Source organism: Paenibacillus sp. FSL R5-0470, from assembly GCF_037975205.1.
Lineage (GTDB): Bacteria > Bacillota > Bacilli > Paenibacillales > Paenibacillaceae > Paenibacillus_AQ.
The window spans coordinates 896,925-916,483 of the sequence record NZ_CP150238.1; the positions used below are offsets into that span (position 1 = coordinate 896,925).

The window sequence follows — 19,559 nt, forward strand, 5'->3', positions numbered from 1 at the left end:
CAGCAGTGTGAATAAATATATAAGGGGCTGTCCAAAAATCCATGTAAAATGGATATAGGACGCCCCTTTGCTTAAATCCATCCAAAGAAGAACTTATATCTTATGGGCTTGTTGTTTCTTTGTGCCCACTCCCTAATTTCGTTCATGCCATTAACCGTATTCTCTTTTTTAAAAGTAAAGTACAGCTGTATTGGAACTAACTTTTTATCAACAGTCTTAAATCCAATTCGTTCACCATCGATAAACACTGAACTTATTTCATCCGCATCGTATCTTTTTTTATTTAAAGAAATAATAAAATTGTCGCCAAGTGTAATACTCTTGGAACTGAGCAATCGATAGAGTAAAAATATGATAATAATGAATATAAAGATGAACCATATTCTTGGAAAGAAGAACAGGAAGTCAGGTATGCGATTAGTACTATTATACATAGTAATTATTAAGGAAACTTCTAAAAAAAACATTGCAATTAGTGTTTTCATTACGTTTGGATATTTGATTGAAAGAGACGTTTCATGAAATCCCAAGTCACTCCATCCTTTCTCCTAATTCAAAGGCTCCACAATGATTTTACCATATATTGTGATCTTAGTGCTTGATCAAGCTACGCGGGCTAATGCTCTTTTTTTATGTGTAAGGCCTCTTCTCAGGAGTGACCATTGAATTACAAACCTTTGGAAGTTATACTTTGATGAGAAATACGGACCCGCTTATCCTTTAACAGATCCGTCCTTAATAGGGTAGGGATCTTATTTTTCGTAGGTATAATTTCATTCAGATATGGAGGCGTAACCTTGCAGCTAATTAATCAATCCGAAATACAAGAGAGGATCGACCTGCTTAAAGATCAGGATCTATATATCCATCTTGAGATGACGACGGGAGCATACGCTGCCCATTTCGATAGTTCTAAGCACCCAGCGGCTACTTTCATTACTAATGCTGTAATCCGATATTCTCATGGTTCGATTTCCGGTCATGGACCTTATCGCGTAGGCCTAAAAATGTCACAAGGCTGGGTGTACTCGGAAGGACTAACTCACTATGAAGAGAGTGAGACCGAAAGATTAATTCTGGCCGGTCATGACAGCCAAGGCAAACTGGTCGTATCCTTGCAATTAAGCCGGGAGCCGTTCTAATGGTAGAGGAGATGAGGAGTTCAGTGGAAAGACATATTCTTGTTATATTACCGCATCCGGATGACGAGGCCTTCGGTATATCCGGAACGCTTGCCAAGCATGTGCAAAACGGCACCCAAGTCACCTACGCTTGTCTGACACTTGGAGAGATGGGCCGGAATATGGGCGTGCCGCCATTTGCGAATCGGGTAACCCTCCCAGAGATCCGTAAAAAGGAGCTGGAAGAATCCTGCCGAGCGATTGGAATACAGGATTTGAGAATGCTTGGTTTCCACGATAAAACGATTGAATTTGAAGATCAAGCTCTGCTCGAGGGCCATATTGATGCGCTTCTGAAGGAGCTTAACCCCTCACTGGTCATTACATTCTATCCGGGGTACAGCGTTCATCCCGATCATGATGCTACCGGAGCTGCAGTGGTTCGAACGGTTGGAAGAATGCCCAAGGCAGAGAGACCTCCTGTTCACTGTATAGCTTTCGCCAATAATATTGAAGAGATTGGAAAGCCTCAGGTAATCATTGAAGTGAAAGATTTCCTGAAGCAAAAGATGGCATCCATTCAGGCGCATAAATCCCAATTCCAAGCCGCTGAACTGTTAGGCAGCAAAACGCTAGAGGATAAAGAAATCCAAGATCGTTTTGGAACAGAGCATTTCTGGATCTATCCATTTGAATGATATTAAGTCCGAGCATAAACGCTCGGGCTTTTTCTTTGGGGCCCACTGCCGTGGTCAGGCTTCATTTTTCTAATATAAGGCATGAATATCTGTGTCTTTTTTCAAATATATGGTAAGGTTTAGGGGGGATCAACCAAACCGGTTTCGTCAGGCCAGGAGGTGTATTCGTTTGAAAAAATCATATTTTAATCTCATTTGTGGAATAGTCATTCTTTTGCTGGTATTCACTGCATGCAGTAAGGAAAGACCCAAGTATGCTGAGCTTTTCACACATGTGGAAGAGCATCGGGCTGTGTTCATGCAGCCGCGTGAAGAAGGGCTTGCTGCTTTGCAAATTGCGGATACAGTGGGTGAATACGATACAACCTTTCCCAGATCGGAAAGCGGTTATCAAGATGCGAGAGAGCTGGTACGTGCTTTTATGAACCAATACAAACCTGCGGATGAGGAGGCGGCTGACAAAGTCGAAAAAACCATCCTAACGATTGACAGGATGACTCTTCCGCTAAAGCCATTAACAGGCTCTATCGAAGAATCATGGTCATACGGCAAGGGCGAGGATAAATTGTATATAACATACAGGATGTCGAACAGTTTTCAAAGTGATGATGAATTGCCTTTGAACTTTTATTTCAGCTATGAGGGGGAGTAAGGAACGAAGAAATAAGATGTGATTTACAAAAAAATACACAAAGACTATTATATTTCTATAGGTAATTATATCCTTTTTTCCTAAACAATTGTTCGGACTAAATAACTGGAGGATCAAATGAAAAAGCACGACAAAATCATTTCCTTCATCTTCATACTTGTTATGATGGTGACGGCTATTTACTGGGCCATTTCGACTCAGAGCTGGACCATGCTGGGCACCCTCGCTTCTGTGGTCTGTTTCGGGCTTTTTGTGCTATTGGGGCTCCGCACTATACCTGTATTGACGGCTTTTGTTTTGACGAATCCAGCACCTGAAGTGACTTGGAAGAGTAAGGAGCAGGATAGAAGACAGGCTTGGCTTTATATTATTGGATGGATATTGGCGAGTCGTATCCTGCTTATGCTCATCGGGTATTCATTTTTGATCATACAGAATGGCTATTCAGGTGGTCTGCTTAGCAAAATGGCAGAGACTTGGCATATCTCTGGAATCGATGCTTCTAGTTATTTGGGCATTGCTGAGAATGGATACGTGACCGAGGGTGATGCGAGATTCCATATCGTGTTCTTTCCCTTTTTTCCAAATTTAATAAGAGTGGTTCAGGCATTCGTAGGGAATTATCTCGTTTCTGGATTCATCGTTTCAAATATCACTTCAATTGTCGCGGCCCTGGTCGCTTATGAGCTTGCTGCACTAGACATGCATCGAAAGAATGCCATGCGGGTCGTGAAATACATTTTCATATTCCCTGCCGCGTTCTTTTTCTTCATTCCGATGACCGAGGCTCTATTTCTGGCATTATCTTTGATGTGTTTATATTTTGTGAGAAAAAAGGAATGGCTGATCGGATGCTTATGCGGTGCACTTGCAGCTTATACACGTTCTCCCGGAGTGCTTCTGATTGTACCGGTTGCGATTGAATTTGGACGGGATCTGATGGGCAACTATAAGCTATTAAGTAAAAAAGTCTTTATACATAGAATCATCAGCGCTGTATGTTTTCTCGCTATCATATCAACGGGCTTGCTGGCCTATCTGTTTATTAATTATCACGTGACGGGAAATGCGTTTCAGTTCAGTATTTACCAGAGAGAGCATTGGTCTCAGCGGTTTTATCTCTTTTTTGATACGGTAAGATATCAGATGGAATACGCTGTGGGCACCTTTAAGAGTGGAGATAGCCGTTCTTTTCTCGGCTTATGGCTGCCTAATTTAATCGCTATATTCTCAGCACTAATTATCATGTTCATGGGTGCAAAAAAGATACGACCTTCATACACCGCCTATTTCATCGTGTATTTTGTGTTCGTAGTGGGAGCTACCTGGCTGCTGTCAGCCCCGCGGTATTTGCTTGTTGCATTTCCACTAGCTTTTGCTGCTGTCGCGATCACTGAAGAGAAATCAAAGGATGCTATCCTTACTGTAGTTTCTGTTGCGGGGAGTCTTTTGTATTTAGCGATGTTTGTGGCAGGATATCCAGTGTATTGATGAATCATGTTAAAATAGGGGGGAACGCTTAAACGCGTTCTCCTTTTTTTGTGAATAACCTTATAGAAACGATGGTGGGTATGAAGATTGAGTACGACAATCAGGTGATCGAGTTTAATGTTCAATATGGAAATGGCAAGAAAATCTCCATTCATATAGATTCTTCAGGGCGTATAACACTCAAAGCTCCCAAGAAAACAAGTGAAGAGACGATCAAAAGCGTGGTAGAGCGTAATGGGAAATTAATAGTGGAGAAGCTGCAAAGTATTGAAGCGAACCGAGAAACACCAAAGCTGAAAGAGTATGAAGACGAGGGTAAGTTCCTGTATCTAGGCAAATATTATTCGCTGCAAGAGCTAATAGAGACAGGGGATTTAAATGAGGAAGAGCTTAAACTTAAGCTGAAGAAATTCTATTTCGCTAGCTGTAAGAAGGTTGTAGCTGAACGGATCAATAAATATCAGACGCAGCTTAGAGTAAAGCCAAAGACGATTGACATTGTTGAGTCTAGAACCAAGTGGGGAAGCTGTAGCTCGGATAAAAAGCTAACCTTTAACTATCGCCTAGCGATGGCTCCAGTGGAAGTTATCGATTATGTAATCATCCATGAACTGTGTCATTTACTTCATATGAATCATGACCGCTCTTTTTGGCGAAAGGTTGGAAGCCTCATGCCGGATTATAAGGAGAAGGAAGAGTATTTAGCTAGATATGGGCGTGCTATGACGCTGTGATAATCAGAGATTAATTCAGATGGTCCATTTTCTGGTGAATAAAAGGAAGGGAAGAGGTAAAACTATGTTCACAAAATAGAACTGGAAGAAATTTAAATGCGGAGGTAAATGATGACACAGAATAAAGGAAATTCACAACGCCAGATTCGAACTTCAATTCTTTGTTTGATCTGTGCCTGCACCGTCCTATTAAGTGGCTGCTCTAAAGCTGCCAATGAAACCACACAAGTAACTCCAACACCTATAACAGAAGCCACTGCACCTGCGGCTACGAACAATGCAACAGAACAACCCAATGCATCATCCGGTACAAATACAGAGGGACTTCCGGCGGATGTTAGCGTTCAGAGAGTCATTAAGGAAGTCACTTTAAAGGACGGCTATCATAAAAAGATTGAGCTGCTGACAGACGGAGGCAAGCGGGTTACCATTACGGATCCGAGCCAAAAGATTGTTTTGCAGCAGATTGAATATGATGGGAAGATTACTACGTCTAATGGTAAACAGGTTACCGTTAAAGTCGAAGGTGGGGGAGAGCAGACCCTAACCATCCCCGATCATGTAGTGATCGAAGATGAGGACAAGCTTGGACTGATGCCAGGTGTTGATATCGAGTGGACAGTGAATGCCGAGGGGCAAATCGAAAGTGTTGAACTGGAGGATTAAAGAGATACTGAGGTGGCTGGCTAAATGAAATTTCTAATCGTATTTGGCAGTATAGTGGTTCCCGTCGCCATGCTAATGATACAACGGAAATGGATAAAGTGGCGTATTGTTTTTAATGTAACTTCTGTGTTGTCTACGCTTATTTTAGGTAATATTTCTGCCCTAGCTATATATGAAATATTAAGAGATAACACGGTATTTATGACCTCGATCCATGCGATTTTTTTGAATCCAATGTTCCTTTTAACGGGAGCTTATCTTGGAGTATATCTGGTCTATCGCTTGATGTTGATGACGTATGAAGAAGTATATGTATGATGTAGTTTAAAAAAAGGAGTGTCCCCGTGAAGGGACACTCCTTTTTTTATTATACAGCGAAAGCTAAGAGGGCTTTCCTACAACGTTTGTTCCACTCTTCGTGATCTTGTACGTAAGGATATCACCATTCCAAAAGTGGAATTTCAAGATGACCTCTCCATCTTTAACATCTTTAAAGAAGGCTGGAAGCAGCTTGATTTCTTTCGTGTTATAAGAGGGTGAGAACGTATTGCCGAACTCCTTGAATGGTGTCCAGTCTTGCGGGCCTGCATTGCCACCAGCGGTATAGACAGCCTCCATCGTGGCAAGCTGGTTACCATTAAAGGTAGTTGGAATCACAAACGATTCAGTCGTACCTTTGGCATCACTTAATTTGGCAGTGTCATTCACGATGATCTTTAGTCTCCACGCAACGCCTTTGTTGAATTTCAGCGTTAACACAGCATTTTCACCGTATTTTTGGGAAGCTGTGAGCTTTTTAAGTTGGCTGGCTTTGATTGTGAGTTCTTCGCCATTTAAGGTGTAATCTTTGCCTTTAGTTAGATATTTGCCATTTACACTAATGGTAGTAAGCTTATTTCCGTTTAGATTAAGCTTCACTTTGGTGTCTTTGATCGCTGCCCCTTTTTTTAGATAGACCAGATCGCTTTCAGTGCTGGAGGAACGTTCCTTCAGACCAGACATTAATACACCCTGCAGCTCAGAATCGGACCACTTATACGTTTTGCGGTTGAAATGCTGCCCATTATCCCAGAGCATGGAGGTCATTTTCTTTTCTTTTAAATAATAGGTAAGGTACTCGAAGAATTTCAGCTTCTCGCCTTGTTCAATCACACCTGTATCTTTATCGAATCCTAGCAGTCCAAACTCACCAACGATAACAGGGATTCCTTTGGCTACGAATGTGTTGTAAACGTTATCAAAAGTTTGGATGATATCGTTTTTTGTATCTTTTTCAAATGTGGTGTAACCAGCGATATTCACACTGAACGGCCAGAAGCCATAGTAGTGAACGGTCGCAATTATGTTCGGATCGTTAAGAGCTGTAATCGTCTTGTAGAGCTGATCCATTCTAGGTTGGGTAGGAGAAGTCTCTAATGAAGGTAGCACTAGCGGACGGACATCATTTTTTCCACCTGAGTTTCGAACGATCTGATGGAAGGAATTGTTGAGCTCTGCAAGCATCTGTTCCATCTTCGCTTCATCCGTACTTCCGCCATCTGTGAAACGAGGTTCATTAATGCTTTCGAACATCAGCTTATCGGATTTATCCTTAAAGCGGTCCGCAATTTGAGTCCATGCTGCATTATAACGCTCCAGCGTTTCCTCATGCTTCTCTTCCATATGACTTACCCATAACCAGGAGTCGTGATGGACGTTAATCATTACATATAACTTGGCGTCCAGCGCCCAGCCTACAACTTCTTCGACACGGTCGAGGTAAGCTTGATCAATGGTGTAGTTCGGTGCTTCACCTATGTGTGAATCCCAAGTGATAGGAATACGGATACTTTTGTAGCCTTGTGCGGCGATTTTCTTAATCAGTTCTTGGGTCACACGCGGATTGCCCCAGGAGGTTTCATCCTCACCTGTAGCATCTAGAGTATTGCCAAGGTTCCATCCGGGCTGCATATCGTCCACATAGGATTGGATCTTACTCTTTGGTGCTGCCTTAGCTTGTTGCTCGTCCTTAGTGGCAGCGGCGGCAATGGATGAGAACAAAGAGAGCAGAAGAGCGGTGACAAGGGTCAATGATAAGAATGATTTCTGGATTCGAGTAGTCATTGAATTCTCCTTTGTAAGATCATTTTTGAGGATGCTTAAACCTGACCTTCCTTGGTACTTTGGTGCTTAGATGAACACGTACACCTCCATGAATTCGTTGTAAACGCTTACCAAATACCCTAACATAGAATAATTTCAACGAGTACCTTACTAATTTGTGGTAAATTCATATATGAATTAGTGATTTGCAGTGATTCCAAAGTTATGGAGGGCAATCCAGTGAGCAGATTTCATTACATAGGCTCGGCTACAGAGCTTCCGTTAGGAGAAAGAGGCAGTGTACCGTCAGCAAAGACATATAATGAAGTGAAAAATTCCCCGGAGTATAAGAAACAAAGAGAGGCTCTGCGCCTGCAAGGCATAATTCCTTTGGATGACATCGCAGATCTATCTCATTTAAGAGATGAGGATTGTCTTGTATACGACTCGGAAGAAGATGCAGCGGGTATTTTTATAGAGGAACTTGGGTATTGGAACGATGAGATCCGCAAGCATTTTCGGAGTCCATATGTGTACCGGATTTCACCGAATTGGGGCGGCTTCTCTGTAACCCCTAAGCTAAAAGATACTCTACCGGGATCGTATAACGCCTCACTCAAGTGTTGTCGGGAGTTATTTAGGCTTATGACAGATTATGGGGTATCTGGTGCCGAGTTCGAGCTCTATACATGCTGGGCTGAGGAAGAAGGACTCCCACGTAATAAGAAGTATGATCGAATCTTTGATTTGGCCTCTTTGTCACTGGAGGATGGTTTTGAGCTGAGAGAAAAAGAATATATTGTGGTTAGAATGATTTGATATTCAATAGGATTATTGCTAACTACTCGTTATACAAAAAACAAATATTGCATGACAAAAGCAACTATATTAGATATGATGAAGCATGAAAAATTAATATTAGCAATAGGTGCCAATTATGAATGTTTCGGAATTACAATCATAGATTGGTTAAATGGAAAGCGGGTGTGAATCCCGCGCGGTCCCGCCGCTGTGAAAGAGGAGTCCTTGCAAGGTGCCACTGGGAAACTGGGAAGGTAGCAAGGGTGATGATACTTGAGCCAGAATATCTGCCTGTTTCTAATACACCGTTAAACTCTACGAGCGATAGAGAGGTGTTTGATATAGTATATGCCTGCTATTGTTGCGGTTCACTATCTTAAACCTCTTGACGTTATGTTGAGTGGTTTTTTTGTAGTGCTATGAAAGTTTATTCTGTTTTTTAACATAGGAAGAGAAGGGAAGGGTTATGGAAACATGAAGAAAAATAAGTTTTCAGCTTGGTTACTTATTGTAGCAGTATTTATCACGACGTTCTCTACAAGCGTAATCCCGGCTCATGCGAATGAAGCAATTGCCGATAGTGCAGTTGTAACAACAGAGGTTGATCAAGCTCTAGTAGAGCAGATTAATGCGTTAGTACAAGAGCCAGATACAGAGAAGCCTACGATTTTGATAGAAGGTATACAAGATAAACAGGAAGTATCCAGTAAAGATTTAAGCTTCAAAGTAGTGGTTACAGACAATGTCTACAAAGACATTATTCCAGTAGTTAAGCTGAACCAAGTCGTTCTATCAGCTACTAATGGTGAGTACAAAGCATCTCTTAACCCGGGTAGTAACGTAATCGCAGTAACGGCTGTGGATGGCGCAGGAAACAAAGCAGATAATGTAACCTATCAGGTTACTTATAAAATCACTGCCAAAGAACAGTTAGATAAAAGTTTGGCCTACATCGTTAACACCGTAAAGAATCCGTCATTTGGAACAGGTAGCGGAGAATGGTCGATTCTTTCTCTAGCACGTGCGAACTACAAAGTACCAAGTGGTTATTATGATCTCTACTACAATAATGTAACTAAGATGGTTGAAAGTTTATTGGCAACAAATAATGGTAAACTCCACCCATATTTCAGTACAGAGAATTCCAGAGGGATTCTAGGTCTTGCATCTATCGGAAAAGATATCACGAATGTTGCGGGATATGATCTGAGAACTGCGCTCGCTGATTATCAATTGGTTAAGAATCAAGGGATTAATGCTCCTATATTTGCTCTGATTGCCTTAGATACTCGAAATTACGATATTCCTGTAGTTGAAGGGGATAAAGAGCAAACCACAAGAGAAAAACTGATTCAGCTCATTTTAAGTAAAGAAATAACCAATGGTGGATGGGCTTTTTTTGGTTCTCGGGCCGAAGTCGATATGACTGGAATGGCCGTACAAGCTCTTGCGCCTTATTATGATAATCCGAATGTAAAAGCTGCTGTGGATCGGGCAGTCGCATGGTTGAAAGATAACCAAAACAGTCAAGGTGGATATTCAAGTAGCGAAAGCATCGCACAAGCTATTGTTGCTTTAACAGCAATTGGCATAGATCCACACAGTGACCCAAGGTTTGTTAAAGAGGGTAAATCCCTAATTGATGCGTTATTAGCCAACTCTGGACCTGATGGTGGCTTTAAGAGTAGACCAACAGGAGCAGTAAATGGTATGGCAACAGATCAAGGTACATATGCACTGGTTGCTTATGATCGTCTGATCAATCATAAGAATCGTCTATATGATATGTCTGACGAAAAGCCGGGACCTGTTCAACCAGATGATCCGAAAGAAAAAGAAATAGAGTTACCTTCGGGTGATAAGCCGGAAGTTGTAATCAAAGATGATGCTCATGATTATATCATTCCGATCAGCTCTGGAGACAGCAACAAGGAAATAACGGTAGTTATTCCTAAAGATCAACAATCGAAGGTTAGTGTCAGTTTACTTAGTAACAGCGATCTTCCTCAGATAGAGGCTACCAAAGGTGACGTATCTGTAGTTATTCCAAAGGGTGCAAAAGTTACAAGTGGGGATGCCTCTGCGATTGAATTGATCTCTCCTTTAACAGGCACAGAATCTGAAATAAAAGATAGTCTGAACCAGGTTATTTCTCAGGACAAGAAGCTGGAGAACATTATCCAAGCTTTTTCCATGGGTGGCAATGCAAAGGTAGAATTCAGTCACTTTATTACGTTAACCTTTAAGGACCTTAAAGGAAAAGATGTAGCCTATATTCAAGACGGCACACCTCATGCGATTCAAAAATTTGCAAGTGACGCCTTAGGTTTGGCAAGCGGCAAGTCAGAGTATGCATACGATAATGGAAATGATTTAATCGTAAAAACCAATCACTTCACTGATTACATTGCGTACACCTCCAGCGCAGTACAAACACCTGGTGATGGTGGAAGTGGTACTGGCGAAGGTAACGGTAGTGGCAATGGCAACGTTGGCGGTGGTGGAACCACTCCATCGAAGCAATATGTAACCCTATCCGTGGATAAGCTTACGATCAATAAGGGATACGTTGTTCCATCGGCACAGATAGAGCTCCAACCGGGTGACACAGTATGGTCTGTATTAAAGAGAGTGCTCGACAGCCGAGGTATCGTCTATAAATATAAATGGACAGAAATATACAATAGTGTGTATGTCGAATCCATAGCGGGTGATGGAGAATTTGACCATGGTAGCGGTAGTGGATGGATGTACAATGTGAATGGACAGTATCCGGATTTTGGGGCATCTCAATATACCCTGAGTGCTGGAGATAGTATTCAGTGGCGTTATACAACACAGTGGGGTGCGGATCTAAATGCACCGATACCAACTACAAGCCCTACTCCAACCCCATCTGCCACTCCTAAACCAAGTGGAGTTCCAGGAGCGGGTGGAGGAACTAATCCAGAAGCCAACGTTGATCCAAATCCGAGTCCATCGCCAACAGCGACTCCTAACGATATCAAGCAAGTGTATAAAGACGCCGATAAAATCTCATCCTGGGCGTTCTCAGCGATTGAAACAGCTACAGTAAAAGGGTACATCCAAGGTAACAATGGTCAGGTAAATCCGAAAGATCACATTACAAGAGCAGAATTTACGAAGATCCTAGTATCAGCATTGGAACTGGATATCAAGAGTGACAAAGGCATCACCTACAAGGATGTCGCTCTGGGAGATTGGTTCTATCCATATGTGAATGCTGCTCATAAAGCAGGGTTAATTACAGGCTTTAATAATGAATTTAAGCCAAATGATAAGATTACTCGCGAACAAATGGCAGCCATTATTGTCAGAGCATTATCAATCCCGGCTACGAAGCCTGGGACAGCTATTAAAGATATCAATACTGTGTCTGCGTGGGCAAAAGCAGATGTGGAAACCATTGTTGCCACCGGACTTATGTTAGGTGACAATAATCAGTTTAAGCCTAAAGAGCTTGTAACTAGAGAAATGGCAGCTGTTGTAGCTACTAGAACCCATGATTATAAGAGTGGCGACAAAGCAGTTAGTCCATACATTCAGAACACAGCAGCCTTTTTGCAAAAAACAGTAACAAACCCGGTCATATCCTCGGTTGGCGGGGATTGGACAGTGTTCGGGCTGGCACGTTCTGGTGTGAAGGTTCCAGATAGTTATTACGCTAAGTACTATGCGAATGTAGAAGCCACCATTAAAGAAAAAGCTGGGAAGCTGCATAGCGTAAAATATACGGAATATGATAGAGTTATTTTGGCATTAACTTCAATCGGCAAAAATATTGATAAAGTGGCGGGTTATAACCTTCTTGAACCACTCGCTGATTTTGATACTGTAATCAAGCAAGGCATTAATGGACCTGTGTTTGCCCTGATCGCTCTGGATAGTAATCATTACGACATTCCAGTGGTTAAGGATGTAAAGACGCAGACAACTAGAGAGATGCTCATTGATTACATTTTAGGTAGAGAGATCAACGGCGGGGGTTGGGCACTAGGCAGTAATGCTACTGCGGCCGATCCGGATATTACGGGAATGGTTATACAAGGCTTGACCCCTTATTACAAAACGAATGCCAAAGTAACGGCTGCTGTGGATCGTGGAATTGCTTGGTTATCCAAAACGCAAACAGCAGACGGAGGTTATGCAAGCTGGGAGTCTACGAACTCCGAGAGCATTGCTCAGGTGATCGTAGCTTTAGCTGGACTTGGTATAGATCCACATAAGGATTCCAGATTCATTAAAAATGGCCGTTCAGCGGTAGATGCGTTGCTTGGCTTTGCTGCACCTGAAGGTGGTTTTTATCACGTGAAGCAGGGTGGCGTAGGCAACGGAGGCGCGAAACCCGGAGAAGTAGATCTTATGGCTACGGATCAAGCGATGTATGCACTGGTTGCTTATGATCGGTTGGTTAAGGGTCAGACGAGTCTTTATGACATGAAAGACGTTAAATAGAACTTTATTTAAAGAGATAAGCAAGGGTAGCATGTATACCCTTGCTTATTATTTAAGGTGGGGAACTTAAGAAATGAATAAGAAAAAATGGCTAACAGCGATACTAATTATTGGTGTGTTGGCGATTGCCTTCTTTTGGGGCGGGAATTATCAGAAGAGCCCGAACAAGGTTGCGAGTAACAGTGTTGAGTCTCAAGTTGTAGAATCAGCCAATACGGCCTCCAATCAGAATGTTGATGTAGAGCCTACAACCTCAAGTGATGCCGAGACAGCGGAGATAGCTCCTACAGCTACACCTGGTGAAACAGCTAAGCCTAAGCCCGTTGAAACGTTAAAACCAACTGAAGAGGTAACGCCAACCGAAACTGCGGTAACAGAGGTTGAAAAGCCGACTGCAACACCTAAATCGGATACACAGGCACAACCGACCACAACACCGAAAGCGGCTAAAACGTCCGTGCCGGAAACGAAAGCGACGGCAAAACCAGTAACCAAACCGGATTCAAAAGTAGCGACAACAGAAACAAAGCAGGAACCGAAAAAGGATAAATTCCTTACCGATCCAGTGCCGAGCGGGAAACCTAAGCCCGTGGAATGGCAAGATGCAACGGTAGATAAGAAGAAGCAATTAACGGCTACTTTGTCCGTGTCGGCAGCAACAATTTTAGATAATATGGATATTTTCAATAAGGATAAGGTTGAAGTATTGCCGGCAGATGGTATCATTTATAAAGCGCAGAAGGTAACCTTTTATGAAGGTGAGTCTGTGTTTGATGTTTTGCTAAGAGAGATGAAGAAGAATAAAATCCATATGGAATTCAGTATGACTCCGATCTATAACAGTAATTATATTGAAGGCATAAATAATCTTTATGAATTTGATGCTGGAGAGCTCAGTGGATGGATGTACAAAGTAAATGGCTGGTTCCCTAACTACGGCAGTAGTCGTTATGTTCTCAAGGATGGCGATGTCGTTGAATGGGTATACACTTGTGATTTAGGTCGAGATGTAGGTGGTTATGTAGCCACAGGAGGAGCTCAGAAATAATGAAGGATAGCTTTTCTACCTTTCATCCGTTTGTGAATTTTCTATATTTTGTCGTTGTATTGCTGTTTAGCATGGTGTTCATGCATCCCATATTTCAGGTGATTGCCCTTATCAGTGCAGTGGTCTACTCCTTTATGTTAAAAGGAAAGAAAGCCGTTCGATTTAATCTGCTGTACATGGTTCCTTTTCTACTATTTATGGCGATTATGAACCCTGTTTTTAATCATCAAGGGGTAACGATCTTGTTCTATTTGAACAATGGAAATCCCATCACGAAGGAATCCATTCTTTATGGTGTAGCAGCGGCGTGCATGTTTGTGACGGTAATCATATGGTTCTCCTGTTATAACGTCGTGATGACCTCGGATAAGTTTATTTATATATTCGGAAAAATACTGCCGGCACTGTCGTTGATTTTTTCGATGGTGCTTCGTTTTGTTCCAAGATATTTAGCGCAAATCAAGGTGATTTCGAATGCTCAAAAATGTATAGGCCGGGATGTCACGCAGGGAAATCTCCTCGCGCGAGCGCGAAATGGGATAACGATCCTATCGATAATGACTACCTGGGCTCTGGAAAATGCGATTGAAACGGCAGATTCCATGAAGTCAAGAGGATATGGATTGCCTGGACGTACAAGCTTTTCGATCTTCCGTCTAGATGCCCGGGACAAAGTAGCCCTCTTGATCATGACAGGCTTAATTGCGATGGTAGTCATCGGCGCAGCAATGGGTGAGAACACGATGAGATATTATCCGTCGATTAAAGCGAGCGCAATTACACCTTTTAGTATCCTTGTATATATCGCTTATTTTGCGCTATGTATGATCCCTGTGCTCATCAATATGGTGGAGGCAATGAAATGGAAATCTATCGAATCGAAGAACTAAGCTTTGCTTTTCCTGAACAAGAGCAGATGGCTCTTTCGAATATTAATCTTACGATTGCAAGCGGAGACTTTATTACTGTTTGTGGAAAGTCAGGCTGCGGCAAAAGTACCTTACTAAGACAACTGAAAACAATCCTAACCCCACATGGCAAACGCCAAGGGGCGATTTATTATAAGGGTCAACCTGTAGAAGAGATCGATCAACGGACACAGGCAGCGGAAATCGGTTATGTACTCCAAAGTCCGGACAATCAAATTGTGACAGACAAGGTGTGGCATGAGTTGGCCTTTGGCCTTGAAAGCTTAGGTTATGACAATTCTACGATTCGTTTGCGCGTGGCTGAGATGGCGAGCTTTTTCGGAATTCAGACCTGGTTCCATAAAAGTGTGACTGAGCTATCGGGTGGCCAGAAGCAGCTACTCAATTTAGCAGCGATTATGGCTATGCATCCCTCGGTTCTAATCCTTGATGAGCCTACCTCTCAGCTAGATCCCATCGCCGCTTCCGATTTTTTGGAAACGGTCAAAAAGATTAATCGCGAGCTTGGAACAACCGTTATCATGAGCGAGCATCGTCTAGAGGATGTTCTTCCGCTTACAGATCGGCTGATTGTGCTGAATGAGGGCATCGTGATTGCTGATGATACCCCACAAAGGGTGGGCGAGGCTTTAAGTAAGCTGAATCATCCGATGTTCCTGTCCATGCCCTCACCGATGCAGATATACGCAGGCGTAGAAAATGGCTTAGCATGGCCTGTTACTGTGAAGGAAGGTCGCCAATGGCTGGATGCTTTTTTGAAGGATAAGACACCTGCACTGATGACAGAATCTCAGCCAAGCATGAAAGAGGACGGTCCTGTTGTCATAAAGTTCAAAGATGTATGGTTTAAATATGATAAACACGGACCCGATATCATAAAAGATTTGTCTTTTGAAGTGAAGCAGGGGCAATTCTACTCTATTGTTGGTGGAAATGGAACGGGGAAGACGTCGACGTTGTCGCTGATGAGTGGCATTCTTCAGCCGTACAGAGGGAAGGTTCTAATCGGTGGGAAGAATCCAGCGAAGATGAACGCAAAGGAACTGTTTACTAACAATATGGGTATTCTCCCGCAAAATCCACAAACCTTATTTGTGAAAAAAACAGTCGAGCTAGATTTATACGAAATGTTATCTCAGCTTCCTTTAACGAAGGAAGAAAAGGTGGCTAAAGTTGAGGCCGTGGTTAAGTTCGCAGAACTGGAACATCTTCTCTCCATGCATCCGTATGATCTTAGCGGGGGAGAACAGCAGCGTACTGCGCTGGCAAAAGTGCTTTTGTTAGAACCAAAGATTCTGCTGCTGGATGAACCGACGAAGGGACTGGATGGACCTTTTAAAGAGAAATTAGCTTTATTCTTACAGAAGCTTAATGCTGAAGGTGTTACCATCGTAATGGTTTCGCATGATGTTGAATTCTGTGCCAAATACGCGGAGGTCTGCGCCATGTTCTTTGATGGAAGTATCATCACTACGAATGAAGCCCAGAAGTTTTTTGCTGGAAACAGCTTCTATACGACTGCCGCCAACCGTATGGCGCGTCATGTATGGAGCGAGGGAGTAACGATAGAGGGTGTGATTGGTTTATGTCAACGAAGCAGGTAACGGGTCGTCGTTTGAGTCGTCGAACTTTATTAGCGGGACTGCTAATCTTTATAGTTATTCCAGCGACAATTTTGTTAGGTATCTTTGTCCTAGACGATCGCAAATATTACTTTATCAGCCTATTGATCGTCCTCTACACGATGATTCCGTTTGCGTTGGTGTTCGAGAATCGGAAGCCGCAGGCGAGGGAACTCATCGTCATAGCGGTGCTAGCAGCCATTGCCGTTGCTGGACGCGCAGCCTTTTTCATGTTGCCGCAGTTTAAGCCGGTTGTTGCCATTGTCATCATCGCAGGGGTTAGTTTGGGAGCTGAGGCAGGATTTCTGGTCGGTGCTGTTGCGGGCTTCGTCTCCAATTTCTTCTTTGGGCAGGGACCTTGGACGCCTTGGCAAATGTTTTGTTTTGGCATCATTGGCTTCCTGGCGGGCATTTTCTTCAAGAAGGGTCTGCTTAAAAAGACTAAGCTATCGCTGTGTATATTCGGAGGGCTAGCGACATTCTTGGTATATGGTGGCATTATCAATATAGGCTCGCTGATGATGTTCACTTCTGAGTTCTCATTATCGGCGTTGATGACGACTTATGTTTCCGCCTTTTGGTTTGATATGGTGCATGCCATCTCGACGGTGGTGTTCCTCTTTTTCATTGCTAACCCTATGATTGAAAAGTTGGATCGGATAAAAACGAAGTATGGGTTGATTGAGCCTTAGGTTTTGGAATTGGGTGTTTGGTGTTTTAAAGTGCTGCGCTTTGCGCTGGCGGACGCTCCGAGAACGGACTGTTGTTACAATCGCTGTTGTGTCCAGATTTTTTTGAATTTTTCCCCCTAGGGTAAAATCCGGACACAAAGGCGAACGCTCCGCTTTTCCACAATCAGTCCGTTCTCTCCGCTGCCATCAGCGCGAAACCCAACCTAACATCGAAGAAAGGCTCAAAGAACCCCTCCTTCGGTTTTTAGCCGAAGGGGGGCGGTAGTACCTAGTGGCTGGAGGTTTGGCCACTATAAGATATTACAATCGGTATGGAATTCTAGTAGCGATGCTCCTAGATCTAACCTTAAAAAACAGGCGATGCTCCGGTCTACCGGTATCGCCTGTTTTTTGATTATTCCCTTACGATATCCATAGGCGCTGAGGTATCTTCAAAGGGCTTAAGGCTCTTTCGGCTGGGAGCAGGCGGGGAGACGGGCAACCTAACGATAATCGTCGTTCCCTCTCCGATAGCACCATCTACCTCTATCCTTCCCTGATGCAGAGAGACAATTTTTTTAACGATCGCAAGTCCAAGACCGTTGCCATTGTTGTTTCCGTTCCGCGACTTGTCTATTTTATAAAATCTTTGGAATACGGCATTGAACTCTTCCGGGGACATCCCGATTCCATTATCGCTGATGGTGACGGATACTTCTGCTGCACTACTATCTATACTGATACGGATATTTCCGCCTACCGGTGTGAATTTGATGCTGTTGCTGAGCAAATTCATCCATACTTGCTTCAGCTGATCTTCATCACCCTTAATTTTGATCGCTTCCGGCAGTTCAAGATCGATAACAATGCCTTTGGCTGACCATTGGGGCTCACAAGTCACAACGATTGTTCTAATCTGCTCGTCAAGATTGAAGGGACTTGCGTTGAAGGGATGATGTTCAGAATCCAGGGAAGCGAGCTTCAGTAAATTATCACTTAGCCTCGACAGACGTTCACTCTCCGCAATGATGATATCAAGATATTCGCTGCGTTCCTCTTCCACGATCAAATCATGGTTCTGCAACGCCTTGGCAAAGCCGGAAATGGACGTAAGCGGTGTCTGGATTTCATGAGAAACGTTGGATACGAAATCCTGCCTCATTTGTTCCAACTGCTTCAGCTCCCCTGCCATCTCCACATAGCTTTGTGTCAATTCCCCGATTTCATCTATTCGGTTCACTTTAAGCTCCACCTCGAAATCCCCCTTGGCCAGTCTTTTTGTCGCATTCGTCAGTGCTTTGATCGGCTCCACCAAATATCTGGCGGCAATAAGAATGCATACACTACCCAGCAAAAGCACGAGCAAAAGCACAAAGAGCACCATCCGATTGACGATATTTTCGTTCTCAGCAGAATACTGCAAGAACATCGCACGCCACTCCCCGTTCAACATAAAGGGCATCCCGATAAAAATATCCTTATCTTCCGCGGAGGAACGGTAGAGCTTTCCTTGTAGTACTTGTTTGACGGCTTCGGGGGGGACAGTGACAGCCGGGCTACCCTTGAGCCCATAAAAGGTATGTTCTCCGGCATGATTGTACAGGTGGATAGGGTGTGCAGATACTTTAACCATACTATTCAGGAACTCGTCCGTATCTTTAGGTTTGGCGTCATCATAGCGGTGAATGATCTCTTTTCCCACTACGATCATTTCATTCTGTCCCTCGTAACTGATTTGTTTCTGAAAGACATACAAGCCAATGAAAAAGGAACAGACTAGACTAAAGATAATGATGCCCAGAAACGTGAGAATGACGCGTACATACAATGTCTTGATCATGGCATAGGGATCAGCCGATATCCCAGGCCGCGGGCCGTTTCGATTTGAAATTGCTCGCCCTTGCCGCTGAATTTCTCCCTCAACCGACTTATATGCACATCTACAGTCCGGCCGTCTCCTTCATAATTCAATCCCCAGATTTGAAGAATCAACTGTTCTCTTGTGAAGATTTGCCCAGGATGGCTGGCCAGCAGAAACAGCAGCTCAAATTCCTTCAAAGGAATTGTGACCGGTTCTTCACCACGCGTGACCTGAAAAGTGCGCCGGTTGAGCGTCACATTACCCAACTGCACGGACTGGGAAGAAACGACCAGCGAGCGTTTAAGCAAAGCTTTTACTCGCATTACCAACTCAAGCGGATTAAATGGTTTCGTTAGATAGTCATCCGTACCAAGTTGAAAGCCTTTCACTTTGTGTGCGGATTCCGCTTTAGCCGTCACCATGAGGAGGGGGATGTTGGCATCCCAGCGCCTGATTTCTCTGCATAGATCCCAACCATCCAATCCTGGCATCATAATATCTAGAATGACGAGATCGACACGCGAGTTCTGTATAATGGACAGAGCTTTGGTACCATCCCTGGCTTCTTTGAGGTCAAAACCTTCTTTTCGCAAAAATAAAGACATTAGCTTTCGGATATTATCATCATCATCAGCGATAAGTATAGTAGCCACGATTTTCCTCCTCTATTAAGCTTTCATTATATCTGATTTGTACTTGGCAAGTAA

At 43.2% G+C, this 19,559-nt stretch carries 17 protein-coding genes and 1 riboswitch; of the genes, 13 read left to right on the forward strand and 4 right to left on the reverse strand.

Annotated elements, in window-relative coordinates:
- Positions 1–71 precede the first annotated feature (71 nt).
- Entirely contained in the window at positions 72–530 is a 459-nt protein-coding gene (locus MKY99_RS03910) for a hypothetical protein (protein WP_339268791.1), read from the reverse strand.
- Positions 531–797: 267 nt separating this feature from the next.
- Between MKY99_RS03910 and MKY99_RS03915 the strand changes: the two genes are divergently transcribed.
- From MKY99_RS03915 to MKY99_RS03945, 7 genes are all read left to right on the forward strand, one after another.
- Complete coding sequence (locus MKY99_RS03915; RefSeq protein WP_042184926.1) at positions 798–1,142, forward strand: YojF family protein; 345 nt, start codon at positions 798–800, stop codon at positions 1,140–1,142.
- Positions 1,143–1,165: 23 nt separating this feature from the next.
- Complete coding sequence (bshB2, locus tag MKY99_RS03920) at positions 1,166–1,819, forward strand: bacillithiol biosynthesis deacetylase BshB2 (protein WP_042193301.1); 654 nt, start codon at positions 1,166–1,168, stop codon at positions 1,817–1,819.
- A gap of 169 nt (positions 1,820–1,988) precedes the next feature.
- On the forward strand, positions 1,989–2,471 hold the full coding sequence (locus MKY99_RS03925; protein WP_339268794.1) for a hypothetical protein: 483 nt from the start codon (positions 1,989–1,991) through the stop codon (positions 2,469–2,471).
- Positions 2,472–2,588: 117 nt separating this feature from the next.
- Entirely contained in the window at positions 2,589–3,962 is a 1,374-nt protein-coding gene (locus MKY99_RS03930) for a hypothetical protein (RefSeq protein WP_339268796.1), read from the forward strand.
- A gap of 80 nt (positions 3,963–4,042) precedes the next feature.
- Positions 4,043–4,696: a SprT family zinc-dependent metalloprotease gene (locus MKY99_RS03935; protein WP_339271494.1), complete on the forward strand. Its 654-nt coding sequence runs from the start codon at positions 4,043–4,045 to the stop codon at positions 4,694–4,696.
- A 108-nt stretch (positions 4,697–4,804) separates the two neighbouring features.
- A complete protein-coding gene (locus MKY99_RS03940) occupies positions 4,805–5,362 on the forward strand; it encodes a hypothetical protein (RefSeq protein ID WP_339268798.1) in 558 nt (185 codons plus the stop codon).
- Between the two features lie 24 nt (positions 5,363–5,386).
- The gene (locus MKY99_RS03945; protein ID WP_076286155.1) at positions 5,387–5,680 is read left to right on the forward strand and encodes a transposase; all 294 of its coding nucleotides are present in this window, start codon (positions 5,387–5,389) and stop codon (positions 5,678–5,680) included.
- Between the two features lie 63 nt (positions 5,681–5,743).
- On the opposite strand, the gene MKY99_RS03950 is transcribed toward MKY99_RS03945, so the two are convergent.
- Positions 5,744–7,465: a cellulase family glycosylhydrolase gene (locus MKY99_RS03950; protein ID WP_339268800.1), complete on the reverse strand. Its 1,722-nt coding sequence runs from the start codon at positions 7,463–7,465 to the stop codon at positions 5,744–5,746.
- Between the two features lie 219 nt (positions 7,466–7,684).
- On the opposite strand from MKY99_RS03950, the gene MKY99_RS03955 reads away from it, so the two are divergent.
- From MKY99_RS03955 to MKY99_RS03980, 6 genes are all read left to right on the forward strand, one after another.
- Positions 7,685–8,263, forward strand: coding sequence for a hypothetical protein (locus MKY99_RS03955; RefSeq protein ID WP_339268802.1), 579 nt, complete (start codon positions 7,685–7,687; stop codon positions 8,261–8,263).
- Between the two features lie 90 nt (positions 8,264–8,353).
- Positions 8,354–8,555, forward strand: a riboswitch (cobalamin riboswitch).
- Positions 8,556–8,719: 164 nt separating this feature from the next.
- A complete protein-coding gene (locus tag MKY99_RS03960) occupies positions 8,720–12,721 on the forward strand; it encodes an S-layer homology domain-containing protein (RefSeq protein ID WP_339268804.1) in 4,002 nt (1,333 codons plus the stop codon).
- Positions 12,722–12,794: 73 nt separating this feature from the next.
- Positions 12,795–13,769 (forward strand): DUF4430 domain-containing protein, encoded by a 975-nt coding sequence (locus MKY99_RS03965; RefSeq protein WP_339268806.1) that lies wholly within the window; start codon positions 12,795–12,797, stop codon positions 13,767–13,769.
- Positions 13,769–14,659, forward strand: a complete 891-nt coding sequence (locus MKY99_RS03970) for an energy-coupling factor transporter transmembrane component T (RefSeq protein WP_339268808.1) — start codon at positions 13,769–13,771, stop codon at positions 14,657–14,659. The genes MKY99_RS03965 and MKY99_RS03970 overlap by 1 nt, the downstream gene beginning before the upstream one ends.
- Complete coding sequence (locus MKY99_RS03975; protein ID WP_339268810.1) at positions 14,632–16,302, forward strand: energy-coupling factor transporter ATPase; 1,671 nt, start codon at positions 14,632–14,634, stop codon at positions 16,300–16,302. Before MKY99_RS03970 ends, MKY99_RS03975 begins: the two co-directional genes overlap by 28 nt.
- A complete protein-coding gene (locus MKY99_RS03980; protein WP_042184957.1) occupies positions 16,284–17,012 on the forward strand; it encodes an ECF transporter S component in 729 nt (242 codons plus the stop codon). The genes MKY99_RS03975 and MKY99_RS03980 overlap by 19 nt, the downstream gene beginning before the upstream one ends.
- Before the next feature lie 394 nt (positions 17,013–17,406).
- Here MKY99_RS03980 and MKY99_RS03985 read toward each other — a convergent pair whose 3' ends face one another.
- Both MKY99_RS03985 and MKY99_RS03990 read right to left on the reverse strand, forming a co-directional pair.
- Positions 17,407–18,831 carry a HAMP domain-containing sensor histidine kinase gene (locus tag MKY99_RS03985; protein WP_339268813.1) on the reverse strand — a complete coding sequence of 475 codons (1,425 nt, stop codon included), beginning with the start codon at positions 18,829–18,831 and terminating at the stop codon, positions 17,407–17,409.
- Positions 18,828–19,505: a response regulator transcription factor gene (locus MKY99_RS03990; RefSeq protein ID WP_339268815.1), complete on the reverse strand. Its 678-nt coding sequence runs from the start codon at positions 19,503–19,505 to the stop codon at positions 18,828–18,830. The genes MKY99_RS03985 and MKY99_RS03990 overlap by 4 nt, the downstream gene beginning before the upstream one ends.
- Between the last annotated feature and the right edge of the window lie 54 nt (positions 19,506–19,559).

What these genes read in the sequence shown, in the direction of transcription:
- MKY99_RS03950 (WP_339268800.1), bottom strand. Translation starts at nt 7,465, where the DNA reads ATGACTACTCGAATCCAGAAATCATTCTTATCATTGACCCTTGTCACC.
- MKY99_RS03960 (WP_339268804.1), top strand. Translation starts at nt 8,720, where the DNA reads ATGAAGAAAAATAAGTTTTCAGCTTGGTTACTTATTGTAGCAGTATTT.
- MKY99_RS03945 (WP_076286155.1), top strand. Translation starts at nt 5,387, where the DNA reads ATGAAATTTCTAATCGTATTTGGCAGTATAGTGGTTCCCGTCGCCATG.
- MKY99_RS03940 (WP_339268798.1), top strand. Translation starts at nt 4,805, where the DNA reads ATGATGACACAGAATAAAGGAAATTCACAACGCCAGATTCGAACTTCA.
- MKY99_RS03985 (WP_339268813.1), bottom strand. Translation starts at nt 18,831, where the DNA reads ATGATCAAGACATTGTATGTACGCGTCATTCTCACGTTTCTGGGCATC.
- MKY99_RS03980 (WP_042184957.1), top strand. Translation starts at nt 16,284, where the DNA reads ATGTCAACGAAGCAGGTAACGGGTCGTCGTTTGAGTCGTCGAACTTTA.
- MKY99_RS03965 (WP_339268806.1), top strand. Translation starts at nt 12,795, where the DNA reads ATGAATAAGAAAAAATGGCTAACAGCGATACTAATTATTGGTGTGTTG.
- MKY99_RS03935 (WP_339271494.1), top strand. Translation starts at nt 4,043, where the DNA reads ATGAAGATTGAGTACGACAATCAGGTGATCGAGTTTAATGTTCAATAT.
- MKY99_RS03975 (WP_339268810.1), top strand. Translation starts at nt 14,632, where the DNA reads ATGGAAATCTATCGAATCGAAGAACTAAGCTTTGCTTTTCCTGAACAA.
- MKY99_RS03970 (WP_339268808.1), top strand. Translation starts at nt 13,769, where the DNA reads ATGAAGGATAGCTTTTCTACCTTTCATCCGTTTGTGAATTTTCTATAT.
- MKY99_RS03930 (WP_339268796.1), top strand. Translation starts at nt 2,589, where the DNA reads ATGAAAAAGCACGACAAAATCATTTCCTTCATCTTCATACTTGTTATG.